At 70.0% G+C, this 23030-nt stretch carries 23 protein-coding genes; 8 read left to right on the top strand and 15 right to left on the bottom strand.

Annotation, left to right across the window (positions count from 1 at the left end; all coding sequences use genetic code 11):
• Positions 1-3: 3 nt before the first annotated feature.
• Entirely contained in the window at positions 4-1038 is a 1035-nt protein-coding gene (locus ABFX54_RS46595) for an extracellular solute-binding protein (protein WP_346113500.1), read from the bottom strand.
• A 105-nt stretch (positions 1039-1143) separates the two neighbouring features.
• On the bottom strand, positions 1144-1944 hold the full coding sequence (locus tag ABFX54_RS46590; RefSeq protein ID WP_346113499.1) for a GntR family transcriptional regulator: 801 nt from the start codon (positions 1942-1944) through the stop codon (positions 1144-1146).
• 293 nt (positions 1945-2237) lie between these two features.
• On the opposite strand from ABFX54_RS46590, the gene ABFX54_RS46585 reads away from it, so the two are divergent.
• The 3 genes from ABFX54_RS46585 to ABFX54_RS46575 all read left to right on the top strand — a co-directional run bounded on the left by ABFX54_RS46585 (position 2238) and on the right by ABFX54_RS46575 (position 5566).
• A complete protein-coding gene (locus tag ABFX54_RS46585; protein WP_346113498.1) occupies positions 2238-3419 on the top strand; it encodes an SGNH/GDSL hydrolase family protein in 1182 nt (393 codons plus the stop codon).
• A 169-nt stretch (positions 3420-3588) separates the two neighbouring features.
• Positions 3589-4806: an MFS transporter gene (locus ABFX54_RS46580; protein WP_346113496.1), complete on the top strand. Its 1218-nt coding sequence runs from the start codon at positions 3589-3591 to the stop codon at positions 4804-4806.
• Positions 4807-4870: 64 nt separating this feature from the next.
• A complete protein-coding gene (locus tag ABFX54_RS46575) occupies positions 4871-5566 on the top strand; it encodes a CGNR zinc finger domain-containing protein (RefSeq protein ID WP_346113495.1) in 696 nt (231 codons plus the stop codon).
• A 77-nt stretch (positions 5567-5643) separates the two neighbouring features.
• Here the strand turns inward: ABFX54_RS46575 and ABFX54_RS46570 are convergent, their stop codons facing one another.
• The 11 genes from ABFX54_RS46570 to ABFX54_RS46520 all read right to left on the bottom strand — a co-directional run bounded on the left by ABFX54_RS46570 (position 5644) and on the right by ABFX54_RS46520 (position 16812).
• The gene (locus ABFX54_RS46570) at positions 5644-6918 is read right to left on the bottom strand and encodes an ABC transporter substrate-binding protein (protein ID WP_346113494.1); all 1275 of its coding nucleotides are present in this window, start codon (positions 6916-6918) and stop codon (positions 5644-5646) included.
• A gap of 265 nt (positions 6919-7183) precedes the next feature.
• Positions 7184-7804: a nuclear transport factor 2 family protein gene (locus tag ABFX54_RS46565; RefSeq protein ID WP_346113493.1), complete on the bottom strand. Its 621-nt coding sequence runs from the start codon at positions 7802-7804 to the stop codon at positions 7184-7186.
• A complete protein-coding gene (locus tag ABFX54_RS46560) occupies positions 7797-9236 on the bottom strand; it encodes an aldehyde dehydrogenase family protein (protein ID WP_346113492.1) in 1440 nt (479 codons plus the stop codon). The genes ABFX54_RS46565 and ABFX54_RS46560 overlap by 8 nt, the downstream gene beginning before the upstream one ends.
• Before the next feature lie 17 nt (positions 9237-9253).
• Positions 9254-9937, bottom strand: a complete 684-nt coding sequence (locus ABFX54_RS46555) for a 3-oxoacid CoA-transferase subunit B (RefSeq protein ID WP_346113490.1) — start codon at positions 9935-9937, stop codon at positions 9254-9256.
• Positions 9934-10596 carry a 3-oxoacid CoA-transferase subunit A gene (locus tag ABFX54_RS46550; RefSeq protein ID WP_346113489.1) on the bottom strand — a complete coding sequence of 221 codons (663 nt, stop codon included), beginning with the start codon at positions 10594-10596 and terminating at the stop codon, positions 9934-9936. The genes ABFX54_RS46555 and ABFX54_RS46550 overlap by 4 nt, the downstream gene beginning before the upstream one ends.
• Positions 10593-11786, bottom strand: a complete 1194-nt coding sequence (locus tag ABFX54_RS46545) for a thiolase family protein (protein WP_346113487.1) — start codon at positions 11784-11786, stop codon at positions 10593-10595. The genes ABFX54_RS46550 and ABFX54_RS46545 overlap by 4 nt, the downstream gene beginning before the upstream one ends.
• Positions 11787-11814: 28 nt before the next feature.
• Positions 11815-12900, bottom strand: a complete 1086-nt coding sequence (locus ABFX54_RS46540; protein WP_346113486.1) for an ABC transporter substrate-binding protein — start codon at positions 12898-12900, stop codon at positions 11815-11817.
• Between the two features lie 3 nt (positions 12901-12903).
• Complete coding sequence (locus tag ABFX54_RS46535) at positions 12904-13881, bottom strand: LLM class flavin-dependent oxidoreductase (protein WP_346113485.1); 978 nt, start codon at positions 13879-13881, stop codon at positions 12904-12906.
• Positions 13882-14958, bottom strand: coding sequence for an ABC transporter substrate-binding protein (locus tag ABFX54_RS46530; RefSeq protein ID WP_346113483.1), 1077 nt, complete (start codon positions 14956-14958; stop codon positions 13882-13884).
• A 33-nt stretch (positions 14959-14991) separates the two neighbouring features.
• Positions 14992-15858 carry a cupin domain-containing protein gene (locus ABFX54_RS46525; protein WP_346113481.1) on the bottom strand — a complete coding sequence of 289 codons (867 nt, stop codon included), beginning with the start codon at positions 15856-15858 and terminating at the stop codon, positions 14992-14994.
• Between the two features lie 63 nt (positions 15859-15921).
• Complete coding sequence (locus ABFX54_RS46520; RefSeq protein ID WP_346113479.1) at positions 15922-16812, bottom strand: DUF6282 family protein; 891 nt, start codon at positions 16810-16812, stop codon at positions 15922-15924.
• Positions 16813-17030: 218 nt separating this feature from the next.
• On the opposite strand from ABFX54_RS46520, the gene ABFX54_RS46515 reads away from it, so the two are divergent.
• From ABFX54_RS46515 to ABFX54_RS46495, 5 genes are all read left to right on the top strand, one after another.
• Positions 17031-17810 (top strand): IclR family transcriptional regulator, encoded by a 780-nt coding sequence (locus ABFX54_RS46515; RefSeq protein WP_346113477.1) that lies wholly within the window; start codon positions 17031-17033, stop codon positions 17808-17810.
• A 65-nt stretch (positions 17811-17875) separates the two neighbouring features.
• Positions 17876-18664: an ABC transporter ATP-binding protein gene (locus ABFX54_RS46510; protein WP_346113475.1), complete on the top strand. Its 789-nt coding sequence runs from the start codon at positions 17876-17878 to the stop codon at positions 18662-18664.
• An 8-nt stretch (positions 18665-18672) separates the two neighbouring features.
• Positions 18673-19563 carry an ABC transporter permease gene (locus ABFX54_RS46505; RefSeq protein ID WP_346113474.1) on the top strand — a complete coding sequence of 297 codons (891 nt, stop codon included), beginning with the start codon at positions 18673-18675 and terminating at the stop codon, positions 19561-19563.
• 3 nt (positions 19564-19566) lie between these two features.
• A complete protein-coding gene (locus tag ABFX54_RS46500; RefSeq protein ID WP_346113473.1) occupies positions 19567-20337 on the top strand; it encodes an HpcH/HpaI aldolase family protein in 771 nt (256 codons plus the stop codon).
• Positions 20334-21092 carry an SDR family NAD(P)-dependent oxidoreductase gene (locus tag ABFX54_RS46495; RefSeq protein ID WP_346113471.1) on the top strand — a complete coding sequence of 253 codons (759 nt, stop codon included), beginning with the start codon at positions 20334-20336 and terminating at the stop codon, positions 21090-21092. Before ABFX54_RS46500 ends, ABFX54_RS46495 begins: the two co-directional genes overlap by 4 nt.
• A 105-nt stretch (positions 21093-21197) precedes the next feature.
• Here ABFX54_RS46495 and ABFX54_RS46490 read toward each other — a convergent pair whose 3' ends face one another.
• Complete coding sequence (locus ABFX54_RS46490) at positions 21198-21512, bottom strand: sensor histidine kinase (RefSeq protein ID WP_428834647.1); 315 nt, start codon at positions 21510-21512, stop codon at positions 21198-21200.
• Positions 21513-21656: 144 nt separating this feature from the next.
• Entirely contained in the window at positions 21657-22547 is an 891-nt protein-coding gene (locus ABFX54_RS46485; protein ID WP_346113470.1) for a TIGR03564 family F420-dependent LLM class oxidoreductase, read from the bottom strand.
• Positions 22548-23030 lie beyond the last annotated feature (483 nt).

The following is a 23030-nucleotide window of genomic DNA, read 5'->3' as shown; positions in this document are numbered from 1 at the left end:
GCATCAGACCCCGTACCGCTTGGCGAACTCCTTGGACACCGCGTCGCGCATCTCGCCCGCGCGCACCGGGTCGTAGTCCACCAGGTCGAGCTCGGCGAGACCCTGCGCGCCGTCGGGCAGGTCCACGTCGCTGCGCACGGGGTAGGAGTGGACGAGGTCGACGATCATCTGGGACGCCTTCTTGCCCTGGAGCCACTGGACGAGCTTCTCGCCGCCCTGGGGGTTCGGCGACTTCTCGACGAGCGCGTTGCCGGAGATGACGACGCCGGTGGGCTTGGGGTAGACGAGCTCGATGGGGAACCCGGCCCCGCGCACGTTGAGCAGGTCGTGGGCGAAGGAGACGCCGGCGGCGTACTCGCCGGTGGCGACCAGTTGCGACGGCGCTCCCCCGCTGTCGGTGTACTGGCCGATCAGTTCGTGGAACTCGTCGAGGAACTTCCACGCGCCCGCCTCGTCGCCGTGGCGGAAGATCTGCGTCGCCACGAACGTGTACCCGGTGCCGGACAGCGTCGGGTTCGGCATGACGAGCTGGCCCTTCAGGTCGGGTCGCAGCAGTTCGTCCCACGTCGTCGGGAGCGGGGCGCCGCCGGTCTCCTCCTTCCACCGATCGGCGTTGACGCCGACGGTCATCAGGATGAGCTCGTTGGCGTGCCAGTAGCCCTGGGGGTCGAGGAACCGCTTGTCGATGCCGTCGGCAGCGGGCTTGAACGACCGGATCAGCTTCTCCTTGGCGAGCGGTCCCGCGTCCCCGCTGGCCAGGCCGATCACGTCGGCCGCGGGCCGGCCGGCCTCGGCCTTCAGCCGCGCCAGGAGCTCGCCGGCGCTCTGCCGCAGCACCTCGACCTCGATGCCCGACTCGGCTTGGAACGCCTCGGCCAGCCGCCGCGCGGGCTCCTCCGGCATCGGCGTGTACCAGGTCACCGTGCCGCCGGACGCGGACGCGGCGTCGTCGCCGCCGCCGGATCCGCAGGCCGACCCGGACATGAGGAGTGCGAGGGAGAGCGCGCCCGCGGCGACTCGTAACAGGGACTTGTGCATGAGTGACCGCCTTCGGATCGATGCGCCCCAGGAAGGGACGCAAGGTCACGATGCACGAAATGGTGTTATCTGTGCCGCGAGGTGTCAATACCTCTTGTAGACCAATCAGCCCAGGGAGTGTGTCACTCCGCGGGGGTGGCCGAGGTCCTCCTCAGGGGTCGCCGTCAGGTCCAGCTCCGATGTGATCATGTAGCGGTCGCCGCGGAACAACGTCTGGGTGAACTCGATCGCGACGCCGTCCGACGTGCGGGTCGCGGTCCTGAACAGGAACGCGGGAGAGTACGGCGGCGCGTCCAGCACGGCCGACTCCTCCTGGCTGAGCACCGTCGGCTCGATGGTCTGCGTGCCCGCCGTCACCTTCAGGCCGTACCGCTCGGAGAGCAACCGGTAGAGGGACTTCTCCTCCAGTTCCTCGGCGGGCAGGGCGGGCACCAGCGCGTCGGGGAGCGTCGTGGTGGCGAGCGCGATCGGGTCGCCGTCGGCCAGCCGCAGCCGGCGAATCGTCACGATCGGGTCGGACGGCGCGATCTGCAGCCGCCAGCTCATGCGCACGCCCGCGTCGGAGCGCTCCACGCCGACGACGCGGGTCGAGGGCGTGATGCCGCGCCTGCGCAGTCCCATCGAGAACGACGACGCCGTCGGCGACTGGGTGATCGTGGGCCGTGCGACGTAGGTGCCGCTGCCCTGCTTGCGGATGAGATGACCGCCCCTGACCAGGTCGTCGACGGCGCGCCGCACCGTGAGCCGGGAGACGCCGCAGTCCTCTTCGAGCACTCGCTCCGGCGGGATCGGATCTCCCACGTTGAGGTCTTCGAGCAGGCTCATGATCCGCTCGCGGACCATGTTGTGCTTGCGCCCGCGAGGAGCGTCCGCGTCGCTCACGTCCACCCCCTTCAACCTCTTCATGGCCCTTCATGGCGGCACCCGCACTTCTCCCGTATTTTACGCCACGGCCACGGATTGGTATTGACGACTTGTATACCAGCTCTTACAGTCACCGAAGAATCATGACCTTCCGGTGAACCAGGGCGGGGCGCGACGACGCCACCGCCACTCCTCCGTCCCACGGCTGGCCGCGACCGTCAGGCCGGGTCCGATCATCGTCGCATCAGGGCCGACGCTTGACCACCCTGCCCCGACCGCGCCTCTCTCCGACCGGCCTCAGCCCTGAACAGCATCGTTCCGACAAGGGAGCACCGATGGGCAACCACCTGGTCAATCGACGTCATCTCTTCGGGCTCGCGGGCGCCGGCGGCGCCGCCCTCGCGGTCCCCAGCCTGCTATCGACGCCGGCGCACGCCGCCGCCCCGCACCGGCCCGCCGAGTGGCCCACTGAGTTCGCCGAGGTGACGCCCAGCATCGAGGGCGACATCGCCTGGTACGACGTCTCGCGCTGGGGCGTCGAGGGCAAGGGCTGGTCCGGCACGGCGGCCTACTACGACCGGCTTCCGGCCAGGGCCGAAGGCGTCGTGACCCCCGAGGTCTGGGTGCGCAGCCGCAACTCCTCGGGGCTCCTGACCCGGTTCGTCACCGACTCGACCATCTTCCGGGCCCGCTACCGGCTCAGCCTGGCCACCGTCGCGATGTACCACATGCCCGCCATCGGCCACAGCGGCGTGGACCTGTACGCGCGCACCCCGGAAGGACACGACGCCTGGCTGGCCAACACGCATCCGACGGCGCAGAACGTCGACCAGCAGATGGGCATCGCGGTCGACCCGGGAGAGCGCCTCTACACCGCCTACCTGCCGCTGTACAACAGCCCGCAGCGGCTGGAGATCGGCGTCCAGGCCGGCGCCAAGTTCCTCGGGGTCGCACCGCGCAGCACCCCGCCCGCCGTCTTCTACGGCAGCTCGATCATGCAGGGCGGCGTGGCGTCCAGGCCCGGCATGTCCATCACCGCGCTCCTGGGCCGCCGCTTCGACGTCCCCACCGTCAACCTGGGCTTCTCCGGCAACGCGCGGATGGAGCCCGAGATCGCCCACCTGCTCACCGAGCTCGACGCGTCCGTCTACGTGGTCGACAGCTCCCCCAACATGAACCCGCAGCAGATCTCCGAACGCGCGGAGCCCTTCGTCCGCATCCTGCGCGCGGCCCGCCCCGACACGCCCATCCTGATGGTCGAGGACCGCCGGTACGGGGACGGCCAGTTCGTCGAGTTCCGCCGTACCCGCAACGCCCAGAACGCGACCGCGCTGCGCACGGCCTTCAAGAACCTGCAGCGCTCCGGCGTCGCAGGTCTCTCCTACCTCTCGGCCGACGAGCTCCCCGGGCCCGAGGAACTGGTGGACGGCTCGCACCCGAGCGACCTCGGAATGATGACGTACGCCAACGCGTACGAGAAGGCCCTGCGCCCGCTCCTGAACCGACGCGCCCGCTGAGGATCACGACCCCACCCGTGTCAGCCGTACCGTCATCGTACCGCCTAAAGCGCATTGACTGGTAGCAAATGCATGTCTACTCTGACGTTGAGCAGCAAATCCATGCTATTCACCCCCAGAGAGCTACCTTCGTCATGCCAAACGATGGTTAACCGGCTGAGGAGACCACGTGCAAGAGCGTTTCGGAAGCAGATCGGCGATCGTCGCACTGACCGCCCTGACCCTGGCCGTGTTCATCTACGTGACCACCGAGTCGCTGCCCATCGGCCTGCTCCCCCAGATCGCCCAGGATCTCGGCACCAGCCCGTCAGCGGTCGGGCTCCTGGTCACCGGATACGGCCTGATCATCGTGCTGGTGTCCCTGCCGCTCGCGCGGCTGACTCGCCGGCTGCCCCGGCGGCGGCTGCTGTGCGTCCTGTTAGCCATCTTCGTCGTGGCGACCTGCCTGTCGGCCATGGCGGGAAACTACTGGCTGCTCATGGGCGCCCGGATGGTCACCGCGCTGAGCCAGGCGCTGTTCTGGGCCGTCGTGACCCCGGCCGCCGCCGGCCTCTTCCGGGCCGAGGTGCGCGGCCGGGCCCTGTCCATCCTGTACGCCGGCGCATCCAGCGCCGCGCTGACCGGCATCCCGGCCGGCACGTGGCTCGGCCAGCAGACCAACTGGCGGGTCGCGTTCCTCGCGCTCAGCGGCCTGGCCCTGCTCGTCCTCGCCACGATCGCGGCAGCCCTGCCCGACGCGCCCGCCGGGCAGGGCGCGGCCGACCGGGGCAGCGCGCCCGACCGCGGCCGGTACCTGTCGATCGTGGCCACGACGGCGGTCGCGGTCACCGGCGCGTTCGCGGCGTTCACCTACATCAGCCCGTACCTGAGTGACGTCAGCGGCTTCACCGAGTCATCGATCGGCCCGCTTCTGCTGGCACGCGGAATCGCGGGCCTGGCCGGGGTGTTCGTGGTCGGCTATCTCGTCGACCGCCACGGCTGGATCACCATGACGGGGCTCGTCGGCCTGCAGACGCTGGCGCTCGCCGGGCAGTACGCGTTCGGCGCCTCCCCGGTCGGGGCCGTCATCGCGATCTCCTTGTCCGGCTTCACACTCGCGGGCCTGACCGCCGTACTGGGGTCGCGGGTGCTCGTGTACGCGCCGGGCGAGTCCGTCATGGCGAGCGCCGCTACCTCCACGGCGTTCAATGTGGGAATCACGGCGGGCGCGTTGCTCGGCAGCGTGCTCCTGCCAGGTCCTGGCGTGCGCAGCACGGCACTGGCCGGGGCGCTGCTCAGCCTGGTGGCGTTCGCCATTGTACTGGCCGAACCGGTCGTGTCCAGCCGACGGAAGATCACGTCGGCCACGACCGGCGACCCCCTGCCCGAGAGCGCCAGGGTCAGGTGATCCGATGCCCAACGCGCCGAACCGTGCAACCCCCTTGCCCGACTTGACTGGTAGCCTCATGGGCATGTCACTCGACGCGGGACGACTTCCCCTGGTCGGCGGGCACCCGGCGCTCGATCTGGTCAACACACTCGAACGAGGTGCACCGCTCGACGGCGGGCCGCCCCACGACTCCCTGTCCGGCACCTCCGCATTGCTGCGCTGGACGGCCAGGGCTGGCCTGATCAGCGACGCGGAGCGCGATCGGGCCGAGCGGGCGTGGCGCGACGATCCCGCGTCGGCGCAGGCGGGACTGGCCGCGGTACGGGACATCCGGGAAGGGCTGCACGTCGTGCTGCTCGCAACGATCCGGCCCGCCGACGGCGGGCCGGCGGGCGACGCGAGCGGCCCGGCCGAGGGGGATCCGATCGCGGCCGGGGCCGCGCTGGTCGCACTGCACGAGCGCTGGGCCGGGGCAGCCGCCAGAGCCGCGCTGGTGCTCGACAGAGGCGACCCGCCGCGGGTGCGGCTCACCTACGGCACGATATCCGCCATGCTGATACCCGACCGGGTCGCCGAAGCCGCACTCGACGTCCTGCGGACGGCCGACCTGACCCGGGTACGCCGCTGCCCCCTGCACGAGGGCGGCTGCGGGTGGCTGTTCCTCGACCAGAGCCGCAACGGCTCCCGCCGCTGGTGCCGCATGGCCGACTGCGGCAACACGGCCAAGGCCCGGCGGCTCACCGAGCGCCGCCGCGCCGCCCGGCACGACACCCCGTAGGCCCCATTCGTCCTTGACCCGACGCCGCCTGCACGACGGCATCCGGCCGGCCACCGCTGAGAAGGCCGGCGTGACGCTCAGCCCGCGAGCAGGGCGTTGGCCTCGGTGATGAGTTTCTGCGCCGCCTCGTCGGGGGTCATCCGGCCGAAGACGACCTCTTCGCCGTAGCGCCTGATGACGTCCTCCATCGCACTGGAGCCCCTCGGCGGGGCGGCGGGCGGATCGGTCAGCTCGTCACGGATCTCGTTCACGAACGCCATCGTCTTCTGGTCCGCGGGCGGCAGCTTGGCACTGATCGCCGTCAGCACCTTGGAGTTGGCCGGCAGGCCGCGGTCGCTGAGGACGATCTCACCGGCCTCGCTGGAGTTGACCATGAAGTCGATGAACTTCGCGGCCTCGGCCGGGTGCTCCGACTTCGAGGAGGCGGTGTAGAGCATGGCCGGCTGCAGGAACATGCCGCCGGTCGTGGCGCCCTCGGCCTTCGGCATCCGCAGCAGTTCGAGGTTCTGGCCCGAGGCCTTGGCGGCCGCGCCGAGAACGTTGCTCCACATCATCATCGACGCGCCGGTGTTGGTGCCGATCAGCGTCTGTTCGATGCCGATGTCGTACAGTTCGGAGCTCTTGGCGGCGTCGGGTGAGCCCTTCGTCTTGATCAGGTCCTGCGCGACGGCCATCCAGTCCTTGATCGTCTGCTGGGACACGCCGAGCTTGTTGCCGTCGTAGAACTTCTCACCCTTCTGCGCGGCGTAGATCTGCAGGTACGCGGGGTTCCAGTTCAGCTGCGTGCCCGTGACCTTGCCGCCGCTGCCGGAGGTGACCTTGGAGCTCAGCTCGACGAAGTCCTTCCAGGTCCACGTGGCGTCGTCGGGCAGTGCGACCTTGGCGCCCTCGACCAGGGCCGGGTTGAGCACCATGGAGTAGGCGTTGACCCCGGAGGGGATGGCGTACTGCTTGCCGTCGACGACGCCGGTGGCCAGCACCTTGCCGTCGATCTCGGAGGTGTCGACCTTGGAGGCCAGCTCGGCCAGCGTGCCGCGTTCGGCGTACTCGCGCAGGCCGCGGATCTCCAGGGTCATGACGTCGGGCGCGTCCCTGCCCGCGACCTGCGTGGACAGCCTTTCGTAGTAGCTGGGAAAGTCGGAGACCTCGGCCTCGACATCGATGCCCGGGTTCTTCGCCTCGAACTTCGCGATCGCCGCGTCGGTCATCTTCTGGCGCGCGTCGCCACCCCAGTAGGAGAAGCGCAGCTTGATCTCGCCTCCGCCGCTCTCGCCGCCGCCGCAGGCCGCGGTGACCGCCAGCATGGCTGTGGCGAGTAAGGCCGACGACCAGATCTTCTTGCCAGAGCTCACGGCTCTACCTCCTGCGGGTCTTCTGTTGGGGGGTGGAAAGCGTCTTCGGCAGCACTGCGGCGCCCAGCAACACGGATCAACGGCCCGGTGTCGGCCCGGTGTCGGATCGCACACATCCGGGCGCTCCTGATGGCGGTCGAGGGGTGGCTCGGCGCATCGGCGCGACAACTCTACTGACGATGTCAGAGAAAGTCAGCAAAGATCACCCGCGAGCCGCGGGCGCTCTCGCACGCCAGGGCCCGCGGCGCCGGCCGCTGTCCCTTGCCTATCCCTCACCGGTGAGCCAGGCGGTCTCCCCCTGGTGGAACGCGTCGAGCTCGGCCCGCCGGTCGTCGCCGAGCAGGTCCTGACTCACCTTCACGCCGCGGGTCGACTGGATCCAGGCGAGGAACCGGTAGGACGGCCGAAGCTCGGCGAGCTGGGCCAGGTCCACCGGGAGCGCCTCACCCGCGTACACGGGGCGCAGCTCGTCGCGCTCCAGCAGGACCTCGAAGCTCATCAGCTTCCACCGCCCGTCCTCCCGAACGGCACGTGAGAAGAAGCGGCAGTAGGCGTGGAAGTCGACCTCCACTCCCTCCACCGTGGTCCGGTTGAAGATCTTCGCCGGGCTCTCGACGGTCGCCCGGTCGCCCTCGACCCGGGCGTAGGCGGGGAAGACCCAGTGCTTGCTGTTGCCGGTCCGCGCCATCCACTTCTTCGTCGCCTCGACGTAGGCCTCGCCGCCGTGTCCGTCGTACCACGTGGTCCTGACGTAGGCGTCGTCGTGGAAGCAGTCACGCATCACGTCGAAGAGCCGCTGGTCGCGGGCGAAGCGTTCCCGCCGCACCAGGTCGAAGAGCTCCTCGCGGTCCAGGAGGGCCGCCAGCCGCTCGCCGTGGTCAGACATGCCGTCCTCCCGGATAGCCGAGGACGGCCTTGACCTCAAGGTACTCCTCGAAGCCGAACCGCCCGAACTCTCGTCCGTTCCCTGACTGCTTGTAGCCGCCGAACGGCAGGCTGCGGTCGAACGGAGCGCCGTTGAGGTAGACACGGCCCGCACGGATGCGGTTGGCGACCCTGCGGGCGCGGTCGGGGTCCTTCGACTGCACGAAGCCCGCCAGCCCGTACGGCGTGTCGTTCGCGATCTCGACGGCCTCGTCCTCGCTCTCGTAGAGCAGGATCGAGAGCACGGGGCCGAAGATCTCCTCGCGCGCGATCCGCATCTGCGGCGTGACGTCGCCGAACACGGTCGGGCGGACGTAGAACCCCTTGTCGAGCCCGTCGGGGCGCTCCGGGCCGCCGGCCACGAGCGTCGCGCCCTCGTCGATCCCCGACCGCACGAGCGCGGTGACCTTCTCCAGCTGAGCCTGGCTCACCACGGGCCCCATCGTGGTCGACGGATCGAACGGATCCCCGAGACGGACCTCCTCGACCGCCCGTCGCGCGGCGGCGTACGCCTCGTCGCGCTGCGAGCGGTGCACGAGCATCCGCGTGGGCGACTGACAGTTCTGGCCGCCGTTGGTGTAGCACGCGTGCACCCCGGCGACGACCGCGCTCTCCAGGTCCGCGTCGGGCAGGATGATGTTGGCCGACTTGCCGCCGAGCTCCAGCGCGACGCGCTTCACCGTGTCGGCGGCGAGCTTGGAGACCCTGATGCCGGCGCCGGTCGAGCCGGTGAGCGAGACCAGGTCGATGCCGGGATGCGCGGCGATGGCCTCGCCGACCGTGGGACCGTCACCGTTGACCAGGTTGAACACGCCGGGCGGCAGACCGGCGTCGTGGATGACCTCGGCCAGCACCATGGCGCTGAGCGGCGCGATCTCGCTCGGCTTGAGCACCACGGTGCATCCCGTGGCCAGGGCGGGGGCCACCTTCGACGCGACCTGGTTCAGCGGCCAGTTCCACGGCGTGATGAGACCGCAGACGCCGATCGGCTCGCGCCGCACGATCCCGGCTCCCATCTCCTCCTCGAAGCGGTAGTCCGCGAGCACGCGGGCCGCCTCCTCGAAGTGGAACAGCGCCACCGTGGCCTGGCGCTCCGTCGAGAACGTGATCGGCGCCCCCATCTCGCGCGTCATCGTCTCGGCGATCTCGGGCAGCCGGGCCCGGAAACCGGCGATGATCCGCTCCAGGTACTCCAGCCGCTGCTCCACGCTGACCTGCGAGTACGTGGCGAAGGCCGCGCGCGCCGCCGCCACCGCGCGGTCGACGTCCTCGGCCGTCCCGAGGCTGATCTCCGCGAACGTCTCCTCGGTCGCGGGGTCGAGGACGCCCAGGGTCCGCGGCGTGGCCGGATCGACCCACGCACCCCCGATGTAGAACTGGTGCCTGGTGGACATGTCGCTCTCCAACCTCCTCATGGTGTCGCCGCGGCGAGCGGGACGTCGAGGCGCGAGCGGAGCTCGTCGAACGAGATCCCCCACGTCTCCCGGACGAGGACCTGGTCCCCTCCGGTGATCTCGAACATGGCGACGTCGGTATAGATCCGGTTCACGCAGCGCAGCGCGGTGAGCGGATACGTGCACTCCCTGACGAGCTTCGGCTCGCCTTTCCTGGTGAACAGCGACATCAGCACGAAGACCTGCTTGGCGCCCACGGCCAGGTCCATCGCCCCGCCGACCGCCGGGATCGCGCCGGGCTCGCCGGTGTGCCAGTTGGCCAGATCCCCCGCCGCCGAGACCTGGTAGGCGCCGAGGACGCACAGGTCGAGGTGGCCACCGCGCATCATGGCGAACGAGTCGGCGTGGTGGAAGTACGCGGCGCCGGGCAGCTCGGTCACCGGGAACTTGCCGGCGTTGATCAGATCGGGATCGATCGCGTCGCCCGTCGCCGCCGGCCCCATGCCGAGCATGCCGTTCTCGGTGTGCAGGATGACCCCGGACTCCGGGGGGAGGTGGTCGCCGACGGTGGTGGGCTGACCTATGCCGAGGTTGACGTACGCCCCGGGGGGAATGTCGCGCGCGAGCACCCGCGCCATCTCGTCCCGTCCGAGCGGGCCGCGGCCGGTGTGCTCGGCGATGCTCGAAGACACCATGCTCATGACGGCACCCGCACGATCCGGTCGACGTAGATGCCCGGGGTGACCACGGCCTCGGGATCCAGCGCTCCCGGCTCGACGACGTGCTGCACCTGCACGACGGTGGTCTTCGCGGCCGTCGCCATGACGGGGTTGAAGTTGCGTGCCGTCTTGCGATAGACGAGGTTGCCGAGGGTGTCCGCGGTGTGGGCCTTGATGAGCGCGACGTCGGCGGCGATGGGCAGTTCGAGGACGTACGTCCGGCCGTCGATCTCGCGGGTCTCCTTTCCCTCCGCGAGGAGGGTCCCGGCTCCGGTGCGGGTGTAGAACCCGCCGATCCCGGCTCCGGCGGCGCGCATGCGCTCGGCCAGGTTTCCCTGCGGCACGACCTCCAGCTCGATCTTCCCGTCGCGGTACAGCTCCTCGAAGACCCAGGAGTCCGTCTGCCGGGGGAACGAGCACACGACCTTGCGCACCCGCCCGGCCGCGAGCAGCGCCGCGAGCCCGGTGTCCCCGTTGCCCGCGTTGTTCGACACGACGGTAAGGTCGCGCGCTCCCTGCCGGATCAACGCGTAGATCAGGTCGAACGGCATACCGGTCGTGCCGAAGCCGCCGACCAGCACCGTCGAGCCGTCGGCGATGCCGCTGACCGCCTCGTCGACAGAGGTGCAGAGCAGCGTCATGCCACGTTCTCCAGCACGACCGCCAATCCTTGACCCACACCGATGCAGATGGCCGCCACGCCCCATCGTTCACCGGACTCCACCAGCCGCGCCGCGAGGGTCCCGAGGACGCGCCCGCCCGAGGCGCCCAGCGGGTGCCCGATGGCGATCGCCCCGCCCTTGGCGTTGACGAGCTCGGCGTCCCGCAGCCCGAGCCTGAGCCAGGCGTCGGCGCAGGCGATCACCTGGACGGCGAACGCCTCGTTCAGCTCGACGGCGCCGACGTCCTCCCAGGAGATGCCCGCCCGCGCGAGCGCGCCGTTGGCGGCCTCGACCGGGGCGTAGCCGAACTGCTGCGGCTCCAGCGCCGACCAGCCGCGACCGGCGATCCGCGCGACCGGGTCACGGCCGATGGTCTCGGCAACGCTCGCCGAGCCCAGCAGGACCGCGCTCGCGCCGTCGTTCAACGGCGAGCAGTTGCCGGCGGTGATCGTCCCGTCGGGCCGGAACGCCGGCTTCAGCTTCGCCAGCGCCTCGAGCGAGGTGCCGGCCCGGATGCTCTCGTCCTGGACCAGGTCGGCGCCGGGGACGGGCACCACGAGGTCGTCGTAGAAGCCCTTCGCCCACGCCTCAGCCGCGAGGCGGTGCGAGCGGGCGCCGAACTCGTCCTGCCGCTCACGCGAGATCGAGAACTTCTCCTGCAGCTGCTCGTTGCACTCGCCCAGCGAGACCGTCCACTCCGCGGGCATCCGCTCGTTCACCAGCCGCCAGCCCAGCGTCGTGGAGACGGCGGTGACGTCGCCCGCCGGGAACCGGCGCGACGGCTTCGGCAGGACCCACGGCGCCCGCGTCATCGACTCCACGCCTCCGGCGATCGCGATCTCCGCGTCGCCGACCTCGATCATGCGGGAGGCCATCATGGCGGCGTCCAGCGACGAGCCGCAGAGCCGGTTCACCGTGGTGGCGGTCACCGAGACGGGCATGCCCGCCAGCAGCACGGCCATCCGGCCGACGTTGCGATTGTCCTCGCCCGCGCCGTTGGCGTTGCCCCAGAACACGTCATCGACCAGGCAGGGATCCAGGCCGGGCGAGCGGTCGAGAAGTCCCTTCAGCGCGGTCGCGGCCAGATCGTCGGTCCTCGTGTCGGCCAGGGCTCCGTTGAACCGGCCGAACGGGGTCCGGACCGACGCGTACACGAATGAGCTGCTCATCGGAGCGTCTCCACTTCCTGCCCCATCTCTAGGAGGCGTCCTTCGCTTGCTTGCGGATGTCGTCGTAGGAGAAGTCGTTGATGGCCTTGAGAAGGTCGCTCGTGTAGATCTCCGTGGCCGGGAACGCCTTGTCCACGAGCCCGGCGGAGGCCATGAACTCGACCATCCCGGTCGCCGCCTTCGGATCGATCCGGCCCCAGTTCTTGTCCTCGACCCCCTGGTCGGCCAGCCGGACCTTGAGGATCTTGACCTGGGAGGCCATCGCGTCCTCCTCCGGTCCGCTGCCCCGGGTCTCCGGGTGGAGCTTCCACAGGTCGCGGATCGCGGCCTCGGGGTTGGCCTGGGCGAACGCGAAGCCCTTCGCGATGGCGCGGCCGAACCGCTCCAGGACGTCCTTCTTCTCGTCGATCGTCTTCCGCGTCGCGGCGAACCCGCCGCCCCAGATGCCGGCGGTCTGGGGCACCGGCAACGGGGTGAGCGCGATCCCCGCGTCCTCGACGATCGCGTACTGGGTGTCCCAGAGGGCCAGCGCGTCGACCTGGCCGCTCTTGATGGCGTTGATCTGCTGGGCGCCGGCGCCGATCGGCACCAGGGCGGCATCGTTCTCGCCCATCCCGTTGAGCTTGATCGCGGTCCTGGCGAACGTCCCGCCCGAGCTGGCCACCGCGGTCACCCCGATCTTCTTGCCCTTCAGGTCCGCGACGCTCTTCACGGCCGAGCCCTGGGGCAGCTCCAGGCTGTAGATCCAGTGCGGGTAGTACGACGCGAAGTAGACCAGGCCCAGGTTCTTGGCGTGACCGATCGCGACCGGCTCGCCGGTCATCAGTCCGATGTCGGCGCCGCCGGCGGCCAGCTGCTGCGCCGACTGCGTGCCGGAGGGGAACAGGTTGACCTTGACGTCGAGCCCCTCGTCCTTGAAGTAGCCCTCGGCCTCGGGGACCACCAAGGTGGTGTAGCCGGCGTTCCAGCTGGGCGCGCTCAGGGCGAACGTGACGGTGTCGAGGCCGCCGCCGCCCGCCTGGTCGCTCCCCTCAGAACCGCACGCGCTCAGCGTGGTCACCAGGAGGATGCCTGCGAACAGGCCGGTCAAGCTCTTGAGCCGTCTCGTCATCATCGATCATTCCCCATCCGAGCCTGTGATCGCGTCGGAAGTCGTCGTGTCGTGCCAGTGCGGAAGGACGTGCCGCCCGACGAGGTCGAGCGTGTGGCGGGCGACCTCCGGCGGCATGCCGAAGGGGGCGACCCGCAGCTGGACGGACGTGACCCCCGCCCGGACGTACCGGGCGATCGCCGCGTCGATCTCGTCGGGCGTGCCCACCATGGGGAGCTCGAGCTCGGCTGGGCCGTCCGCACCCATCCATGAGCCCCGCTCGGTGTAGTAGTCGGTCGCGGCCTTCAGGTGGCGCGCGGCGAGCTCGCGGGCGGTGGCGGGGTCCTCGTGGACGACGCAGAACCTGGTGGTGGCGACCAGTCCCCCGGTCCTGCCCGGCTGTCCGCCGCGATGGGACCAGTAGGCGGCCGACTGCTTGAACAGCAGGTCGTCACGGTAGTTCGTCGCGCCGTAGAAGCCGTCGGCGAGCGTCGCGGCCCGGCGGGCCGAGGCGGCCACCTTGCCGCCCACCAGGATCCGGGGCCCGCCGGGCCGCACCGGCGGCGGGATCGCCGCCGGTGAACCGGCGGACCAGGCGTCGCGCAGCGACCTCAGCACGGCGTCGAAGGCCGCGCCGGCCGGACCCGACGCGGGCAGCCCGGCCCGCTGGGCGACCTCCGGGCTCCCGAGCCCGAGGCCGAGGGTGAGCTTCCCGCCGCAGAGCTGGTCGAGCAGCGCGGCCTCGTAGGCCAGCTTCTCCGGGCTGTACGCCCGCAGGAGCAGCACCGCCGATCCCAGCGCCAGGGACGTCCGTCCGGCCAGATGTCCCAGGACCATCAGGACGGACGGGAGGTGGAACGGCTGAGCGGCCGCGTGATAGCTCTCGCCCACCCACGCGGAGCCGAAACCGTGCCGCTCCGCGTGGGCGAGCAGCGTCACCGCGCGATCCACCTGCGGTCGGACCGGCTCCTGGGAGCTCAGGTCGAGCGCGACCCCCAGCCTCATTCAGCCGGCGCTTTCTGCTTGCTTGATGACGTCGTCGTAGGAGAAGTCGTTGAACGCCTTGAACATCGCGTCGGTGTAGACCTCCTTCGCCGGGAACTTCTTGATCAGTCCGGCCGAGGCCATGAAGTCGAGCGAACGGGTGAACGCGGCCTCGTCGATCCGGCCCAGGCTCTTGTCGTCGAAGCCCTGTCCTTCCAGGCGGACCTGGAGGACCTTGACCCCGTCGGCCAGCGCCTTCTCCTCCGGTTCCGACCCGCGGGTCTCCGGGTGGAGCTTCCACAGGTCGCGGATCGCGGCCTCGGGGTTGGCCTTGGCGAAGACGAACGCCTTCGCCACCGCGCGGCCGAACCGTTCGAGGACGTCCTTCTTGGCCTCAAGGTTCTTCCTGGTCGCCGCGAAGCCGCCGCCCCACGCGTCCGCCGTCTCCTTGACCGGAAGCGGCGTCAGGGTGACGCCGGCGTTCTTGACGATCTGGTACTGGATGTCCCAGAGCGCCAGCACATCGACCTGGCCGCTCTTGATGGCGTTGATCTGCTGGGCGCCGGCGCCGATCGGCACCAGGGCGGCATCGTTCTCGCCCATCCCGTTGAGCTTGATCGCGGTCCTGGCGAACGTCGCGCCGGAGCTCGCGACCGCGGAGACGCCGATCTTCCTGCCCTTCAGGTCGGCGATGCTCTTCACGGCCGAACCGTCCGGCACCTGGAGGCTGTAGATCCACTTGGCCCAGTAGGAGCTGAAGTAGGCCAGGTCCAGGTCCTTGTCGTGCCCGATGGCCACGGGCTCGACCGTCATGAGGCCGAGGTCGGCTCCGCCGCCGGCGACCTGCTGCGCCGCCTGGGTGGCCGAGGGGAACAGGTTGGTCGTGACCTTCAGACCCTCCTGTTCGTAGAAGCCCTCGGCCTCCACGACGGCCATGACCGCGTAGCCGGCGTTCCAGCTCGGGGACGCCATCGCGAACGACACCGGCGTCAGCCCGCCGGACTTGGCCGAGGCCGCCTCGGGTTCGCTGTCGGAACCGCACGCACTCAGCAGCGCGGTCGCGCACAGGATGGCGAGCGTACCACTCGCGACTTTCATGGCTCGTCTGGTCTTCACGACGGAACCGCCCTCTTACTGGTTGGGGAGTGGGTAGGTGTCTTCGTTGAGCACCCGGCCCGGCGTCAGGGAGAAGTCCAGACGCGGCGGGCAGAAGATGTCGATCAGCTGGTTGGTCCCCGAACCAACAGCTTCACTGGTGTGGATCATGGGCGGAGGGATCACGGCCACCGAAGGACTGCCGCACCGCAGGTGCCGGTCGTCGCGCCACTCGGTGCGACGCTTGGACCACGGGGTCCGCAGGTGGTGGACGTACTCCCCCTCCACGGCGAGCGAGCACTGCTCGAAGTCGTCGTGGTCGTGCGGTGAAAGGGTGTTCGGGTCACGCGGGCCGATCCTGGGCGCCAGGAAGTTGATCATGAAGGTGCTGCACCGCACGATCTGGCCCGGGCGGATGGCGTCCTGCGTCACCTCCAGGTCGGCCAGCCGGTAGGCCCGGATGCGATATCCCTCCTTCGGGTCCGGCCACGGTTCGAACGGCTTGGTGTTCGGGTGCGGCTGCGCGTACGAATCCCGGTTGCGCGCCTTGTCCATCAGGTCGGTGGACCGGGAGCTGAACAGCCGCACGACGGTGCAGTCGGCGACGCCGACGATCGCGCTGCCGCCCGGCGGGACCATCACCACCGCCTTGCCCGAGACCGGCTCGGCCTCCCGCGACGCGCGAACCTCGACGCTGCACTCCTCGTAGGGGAGGATCACGACGTACTCGTCCGGCTGATCAGCCCGCTCCAGCACGTCGCCTGCGACCAGCGTCGTGTAGGCGAGCACGAAGTTGTGCCCGCGGAAGTACCACGTCGACGATCCGCCAGGGGTCGTCTCGTCGGGATCGCCCGTACCGAGGTAGGAGAACTCCGCGTCGGGCGGGGTGGCCAGGGTGGTCATCGTCTGTCCTCATCAGTCGTAGGGGGGTGTGCTTGTCTTGCGGGCCGGCGGCGGGAGGCCGGCTCAGTCGTCCAGGCCGAGCAGGAAGGCCGGGTTGTCGCAGAAGATCTGCCGCAGCGACCTCTCGTCCAGGCCGAGGTCCAGCAGCGCGGTCGCGACGCGGATGTAGGAGTCCACCGGCAGCGGCCGGTCCTTCTGACCGAGGTCGGAGGCGACCACGGTGTGCTCGGGGCCGATCCGCTCGATCCAGTCCAGGAGGACCTTCGGGTCCCACTTCTTGGTCCCCTCGGGGTCGTAGAAGCCGGTCTCGTGCTCGATGAACGCTCCGTAGCCGACGAGCTCACGGCACTTCGCCTCGTCCGCGCCGATGACGTAGTCGGGATGGTTGAGCAGCATCCGGGTGACGCCCTTGTCCTTGGCCGCGGCGAAGAGCTGGGTGATCGACTCGGTCTCCATGTGACCGCCGGTCACCATCGCGCCGCTCTCCTTCACCAGGTCGAGCACCTCGTAGACCTCAGGGATGAGCTCGCCGTCCTCCTGGTGGATGTCGACCCGGGACGACGGCACCTCGACGGTCGCCGTGGGGAAGCCGACGCCCTCCGGATGGCACTCGATGTGCCGGCCGGCCGAGAACGTCGGAAACCACACGGCCTTGCCCCCCATGCGCAGTGACATCGCCACCGCCTGCGGGTTGATGCCGCCGACCATGCTGTTCAGGGTGATGCCGCCGAAGACCGGTGTGCTGATCTTCGCCAGCCGGTCGCTCATCGAGAGCAGGTCCATGACGGTGTTGTGGTGGTGGGACTTCACCAGCACGCCCCGCATGCCGAGCCGCTCGCCGTCCTTGCCGGCCTCGGCGTGGTCGATGCGTCGAGGGAACGGGTTGGGGCCGGAATGGCAGTGCAGGTCAACGCAGCCATTCAGCAGCTTGACGATGGCGGGGGTCTGAGTCATGAAGTCTCCAGGCGCGACGGTGCTCTCATCACTGTTCGCATTACAGACTGAGAGTTCGCTATCCGGTCTGTCAATAGGCGGCATTCGGCAAAACGCTTCCACGAATCCCCAGGAAAACCTTGCAGTGAGACGCAGGACACGCTTACCCTCTGTCCGTACTGCGAACCAACGTGCACTATTTATGGACAGTGAGGGTCGATGACGGACTGTGAGGGCCGATGACGGAGCGCCAGGACGACAAGCCGGAGACTGCTCGCGAGCAGGACATCCAGGCGGTGAGCCGGACCGCGCAGATCCTCGGACTGTTCGGTCCGGAGACTCCGGAGCTCTCCGTCGCGGAGACCACCCGCCGGCTCGGTCTGAACCGGACCACGGTGCACCGCTACTTCAGCTCGATGATCAGCTCCGGCCTGCTCGAGCGCGTGGAGGACTCCGCCTTCGTCCGTCCAGGGCGGTCGATCCTGCAGCTCGGCAGCTTCATGCTGGGACAGCAGCGCATCATGCAGAAGGCGCCGGCCCACATGCGCGAGCTCGCGCTAGAGATCAAGGTCAGCACCGTGCTGTCGCTGTGGGGCACCTCAGGCCCGGTGGTCTCGCTGGTGGAGGAGGCCGAGCATCCCACCCTGGTGACGGTGCGCGTGGGCTCGCAGCTCGCCTTGGACTCCTCGCAGGCCAAGGTCTTCCTGGCCTTCCTGCCCGACCAGTTCCACGCCGACCGGCTCACCGGCAGCCTCCCCGAGCCCCAGCGCACCGAGACTCGCGGTCGTATCGAGGCGATCCGGCAGGCCGGCATGAGCAGCTACGTCAACCACCGCGGCATCTGCGTCGTCGCGGCGCCGGTGTTCGCGGCGACCGGGATCTGCGCCACGATCGCGGCCGTCGGCACCGAGCGGATGCTGCCGGAGGCGCTGGACTCGCGGGAGGCCACGGCGTTGAAGGCCGTCTGCAAGCGACTGACCAAGGAGATGGGCGGCACGTGGCCCGAGGGGACCGACTGATCGCTGCCCGCACGACAACCGAGGCGCGGGCAGCCTGCGCTCGAACCAGGTGAGGAATGACAGACATGCCGACCAGTACCGACACCGACTACGTGATCCGCCTGGACTCGGTGTCCATGCTCTACCAGACGAAGTCCGGCGGGACCGTCCAGGCTCTCGACGACGTCTCCCTCAGCGTCCGAGCCGGTGAGTTCATCTCCATCGTCGGCCCCAGCGGCTGCGGCAAGAGCACACTGCTGCGGATCATCATGGGCCTGTCCCGCCAGACCTCCGGCCAGGTCGCCTTCGGAGCTTCGGAGGACACCCACCGCAACCAGCTCGGGATGGTCTTCCAGCAGCCGCTGCTGCTGCCGTGGCGGACCGTGCGCAAGAACCTGCTGACGTCGCCGGACCTGCACCACGCCCGGGACGCCGCGACCCAGACGAAGGCCGACGAGCTGCTGGTGATGCTCGGCCTGGAGGAGTTCGGCGACCGGTACCCCAACGAGCTGTCCGGCGGGATGCAGCAGCGGGTCGGGATCGGCCGCGCCTTAATGCACGACCCGCGCATCCTGCTCATGGACGAGCCGTTCGGCGCCCTCGACGCGATGACCCGCGACCAGATGGGACTGGACCTGCTGAAGATCTGGGACCAGGACCGCAAGACCGTGCTGTTCGTGACGCACAGCATCCCCGAGGCGGTGCTCCTCGCCGACCGCGTCGTGGTCATGACCCCGCGACCCGGCCGGTTGGCGGACGTCGTCGAGGTCGCGCTCCCCCGGCCGCGACGGCTCGAGAACATCAACACGCCCGAGTTCGGAGAGATCGTGCTGAAGATCCGCAAGCTGCTCGACTCCGAGCACAGCGCCCACTAGGAGACCTGATGTCCACCCACACCAAGCGCCACGCGGCCGACCAAGGGGCGCCGGCCGTCCCGGACGGCCAGACCGTGGCCGTGGAGGCGCCCGCGAGCTCGGACACCCCGGTCCGATCCCGGCGCCGCCGAGTACCGGAGATCACCTACAGCGTGCTGGTGTTCATCGGGCTGCTAGTGGTCTGGCAGGTCGTCGTGGAGCTGTTCGACGTCTCCAACATCCTCGTCCCCGCGCCCACGGCGGTCGCCGAGTCCCTGGTCGCCGGCTTCCAGGACGGCAGCCTGGTGACCCACTCGCTCGTCACCCTGAAGGAGATCCTGATCGGGTTCGGCATCGCGGTCGGCTCGGCACTGGTCTCCGCGGTGCTCATCACCCAGTTCCGGACGGTGGAGCGCGTGCTCTTCCCGCTGCTCATCCTGACCCAGACCATTCCCAAGGTCGCCATGGCGCCGCTGCTGATCGTCTGGTTCGGCATCGGGATCAGCTCGAAGGTGCTGACCGTCGCCCTGATCGCGTTCTTCCCCCTCCTCATCAACGCCGTCCTGGGCTTCCGGTCCGCCGCCTACGAGCAGGTCGAGATGCTCCGGTCCTTCGGCGCGTCCCGCATGCAGGTCATGCGGCACCTGCAGATCCCGTCGGCGCTGCCGCACATCTTCGCGGGACTGGAGGTCGCCGTCATCCTGTCCGTGACCGGCGCCGTGGTCGCGGAGTTCGTGGGCAGCTCAGAAGGTCTGGGCTACCTGATCCAGGCGACCAACTTCACCCTGGACGTGGCCAGGACCTTCGCGGTGATCGTCGTGCTGTCGGCCGTCGGCATCGCCCTGCACGCGGTCGTCGTGCAGCTCGGCAAATGGCTGGTCTTCTGGACCTCCACCCCCGACACCACCAGTGAGGTCTGAGCCGTGCCACCTGTACGCGACGCAATCAACGGCGGCACGCTCGGAACCTGGATCAAGCTCTCCAGCCCCGAGAGTGTCGAGATCATGGCCTACGCGGGCTTCGACTTCGTGGTCATCGACCTGGAGCACACGACACTGGACCTGGGCGCCGCCTCGGCCCACATCGCGATGGCCCGCGCCCTCGGGGTGGACCCGCTCGTCAGGGTGCCCGACCACGGCCTCAGCGTGATCCAGCGGGTCCTGGACGCCGGCGCGGCCGGTGTGGTCGTGCCGCACGTCGACACGGTCGAGCAGGCCCGGGCGGCCGTGCGGGCCACCTGCTTCCCGCCGCGCGGCGACCGCGGCTCCGGCGGCACCAGCCGAGCGGGTCGCTGGGGGCTGCTGCCGCGGGCGGACTACCTCGCGTACGGCAACGAGCAGGTCCTGTGCGTCGTCCAGCTCGAAAGCGAGGCGGCGATGAGGAACGCGGGCGAGATCCTGGCCCTCGACGGCATCGGCGCCGCGTTCGTCGGGCCGGCCGACCTGTCGATGTCGATGGGCGTCGCGGCGGGAAGCGACGAGGTGGACCGGCTCATCACGGACGCGCTGTCGGCCCCCGCCTCGGCGGGTGTTCCCATCGGCACCGCGTCCGCCACGAGCGACCAGGCCAGGGCCGCGCTGGACCGGGGCTACGACTACGTGGTGGTCAGCAACGACACCTCGATCCTCGCCAGCGGAAGCCGAGCGATCGTGAACGCGGTGAAGGCGCCCGTCGCCGAGGGGGCCGCCCGATGAGCGCGCCACGTGTCGCCATCGTGACGGGTTCGAGCTCCGGGATCGGGGAAGGGATCGCCCGCGGGCTCGCGGCCGACGGCTTCACCGTCGTGGTGAACTCGGCCACCTCGGTCGAGGCCGGTGAGAAGCTCGCGGCCGAGCTGCCGGGGGCGAGCTACGTCCAGGCCGACATCGCCGATCCCTCCGACGCCGTGCGCCTGGTGGAGACGGCCGTGGAGCGGCACGGCCGGCTCGACCTGCTGGTGAACAACGCCGGGGTGTCGCGTGCCGTCCCCCACGCCGACCTGGACGCGGTCACCGCCGACGACTGGCACCGGATCCTCGGCGTCAACGTCGTCGGGACGTGGCAGGTCTCCGTCGCCGCCGTGAAGGTCATGGAGCCCGGCGGCCAGATCATCAACATCAGCTCGGTGGGCGGCTCGCGCCCCCTCGGCAGCTCGATCCCCTACTCCGTCAGCAAGGCCGCGCTCGACCACCTGACGAGGCTGCTGGCCAAGGCCGTGGGGCCGGACGTCCGGGTGAACGCGATCGCCCCTGGGCCGCTCCAGACCCGGCTGACCGCGGGCAGCCTCGCCGCGCGGGCGGCGCGCACCGCGGCGATCACACCGCTGGGCCGGCTCGGGCAGCCGTCCGACGTCGCGGCGGTGGTCCTGGCGCTCACCAAGACCCCCTTCGTCACCGGTGAGGTGATCAACGTCGACGGCGGCATCAACCTCGTCACCCACATGGACGCGCCGCGCACCGACGACGCCTGACCCGTCCCGGCCTTGGGGCCGACCGCCGCGCCGACGGCTCGCGCGACACCTTCCAGCCGCTGTCATGGGGCGGCTGGTGGGGTCGTCCTCACCGGCAGGCCGCGTTCACGAACGGCTGCCCGCCAGGGGGAGCCGGAGGACGAACCGGGCCCCGCGCGGGGAATCTTCGATCGTGAGGGTTCCGTTGTGGGCGTGGGCGATGTCGCGTGAGATGGCCAAGCCGAGCCCGGTTCCTCCTGGTTCCCTGCGCCGGCCCTCGTCCAGCCGGGCGAAGCGCTCGAAGACGCGCTCCCGGTCCTGCGGCGCGATTCCGGCACCGTCGTCGCACACGGTGATGACGGCAGAATCCTCCTTGCGCCCCACGGTGACCTCGACCTTCTCGTCCGCAGCAGATCGACCACCTGGCCGCCGTCCGCCCACTGCCGCAGACGCTCGCGGGCGCCCAGCGCCGCCTGGACGGTGCCGAGGTCCGGCTGCTCGTCATCCATCATGATCCCATCCGTTCTGTCGGTCGGTGACCCGGCATCGCTTGTCGGGCGGATTCGCATGCGTTGATCCGGCGCTCTATCCGGCCAGGTCGGCCAGGAGCGCGGTGGTCCGGGCCTGTTCCTCTTCCGAGCCGAGAGGCAACGCCACGAGCTCGGTCGCGCCGGCGTCGAACAACCGGCGGAGCCCGCGCTCGACAGCGGTCTCATCGCCGATGACCACCGTGTCCTGGGGGCCCGCCGCGTGACCGCGGTCGAGCATGGCGCGGTAGATGGGCAGTTGCCCGACCATCCCGAAGTTCTCGGCCACCCACGCCCGGCGTTCGTCCTCGCGGGAGGTGACGCAGACGACGGTGCCGGCGACCACCCGAGGCGTCCTCCCGCCCGCCGCCTTGGTGATCTCCGGCACGATGTGATCGGCGAGCGCGGACGCGGTGGCCCAGGTCGTGATGGTGCCGTCGGCCAGCTCGCCGGCCACCCGCAGCATCGCCGGGCCGAGCGCACCGACGAGCACCGACGGCGCGGCGGCCGCCACGTCGACCGCGCCCACGGCCTTGAGCGTCTCGCCCCCGTAGGAGACGCTCTCCCCGCGCAGCAGCGGGACCAGCACCGACAGATACTCACGAAGGTGGCGGGCCGGCCGGTCGAAGGAGTACCCGTACTGATCCTCGACGATGTGACGGTGGCTTACTCCGACGCCCAGGCTGAGCCGGCCGCCCACGGCCTCCTGGACGGTCAGCGCCTGCGCGGCCAGGGCGAGGGGATGCCGGGGGTAGGTGGGCACCACCGCCGTGCCGAGCTCGATCCCGGGTGTCCGGCTCCCGGCCACCGCCAGGGTGGTCAGCGCGTCCCGGCCGGTGCGCTGCCCCACCCACGCCCCCGCGAAGCCCGCCTTGGCCGCGCCCTGGACCTGATCGGCGACCGCCTCCAGCGACGGCCCCATCTCATCTACGAACACCCCGATACGCATCAGACCACCCCAAAGCTAGTGATGAGCGATCCCCGCGTCAGGAGCGAGCTGTTTCGGCAACCGCATGACGGCTCCCTGACGTGGGTCTCCGCGGCGGTGGCTCCGCCGCTACGCCGGAAATGCTAGGGATTCGGCGGTCGGAAAACGTCCCCGCACAGTGGACATTCGCCATAGCTCGCACGGGGGACACCGCGCATCCGGCTCAGCCACGGCGGCCGGGAACGGGACCGGTCGATGCCCGGCGGCGCCGGCAGCCCGGACTGGACCTGGGCCCTCGACGAGCCGGCCGAGACATACCCAGGCTTCAACCCCTGGTGGTGGTCAGCATCGGGAAGGCGCGGGCGATGCGGACAGGCGCTGCCAAGGCCTCGGGCGATGAGCGTTGAGCCGATCTGGCGGGTGTCGTTCAGCGCGCGCGAGATGGCACGCGCGAGATGGCACGCGCGAGATGGCACGCGCGAGATGGCACGCGCGAGATGGCAC

This window comes from Nonomuraea maheshkhaliensis (genome assembly GCF_039529435.1).
Classification (GTDB): Bacteria; Actinomycetota; Actinomycetes; order Streptosporangiales; family Streptosporangiaceae; genus Nonomuraea; species Nonomuraea maheshkhaliensis.
Note: the sequence above shows the minus strand (reverse complement) of the source record. Positions and strands in the feature narration are given on the sequence as shown.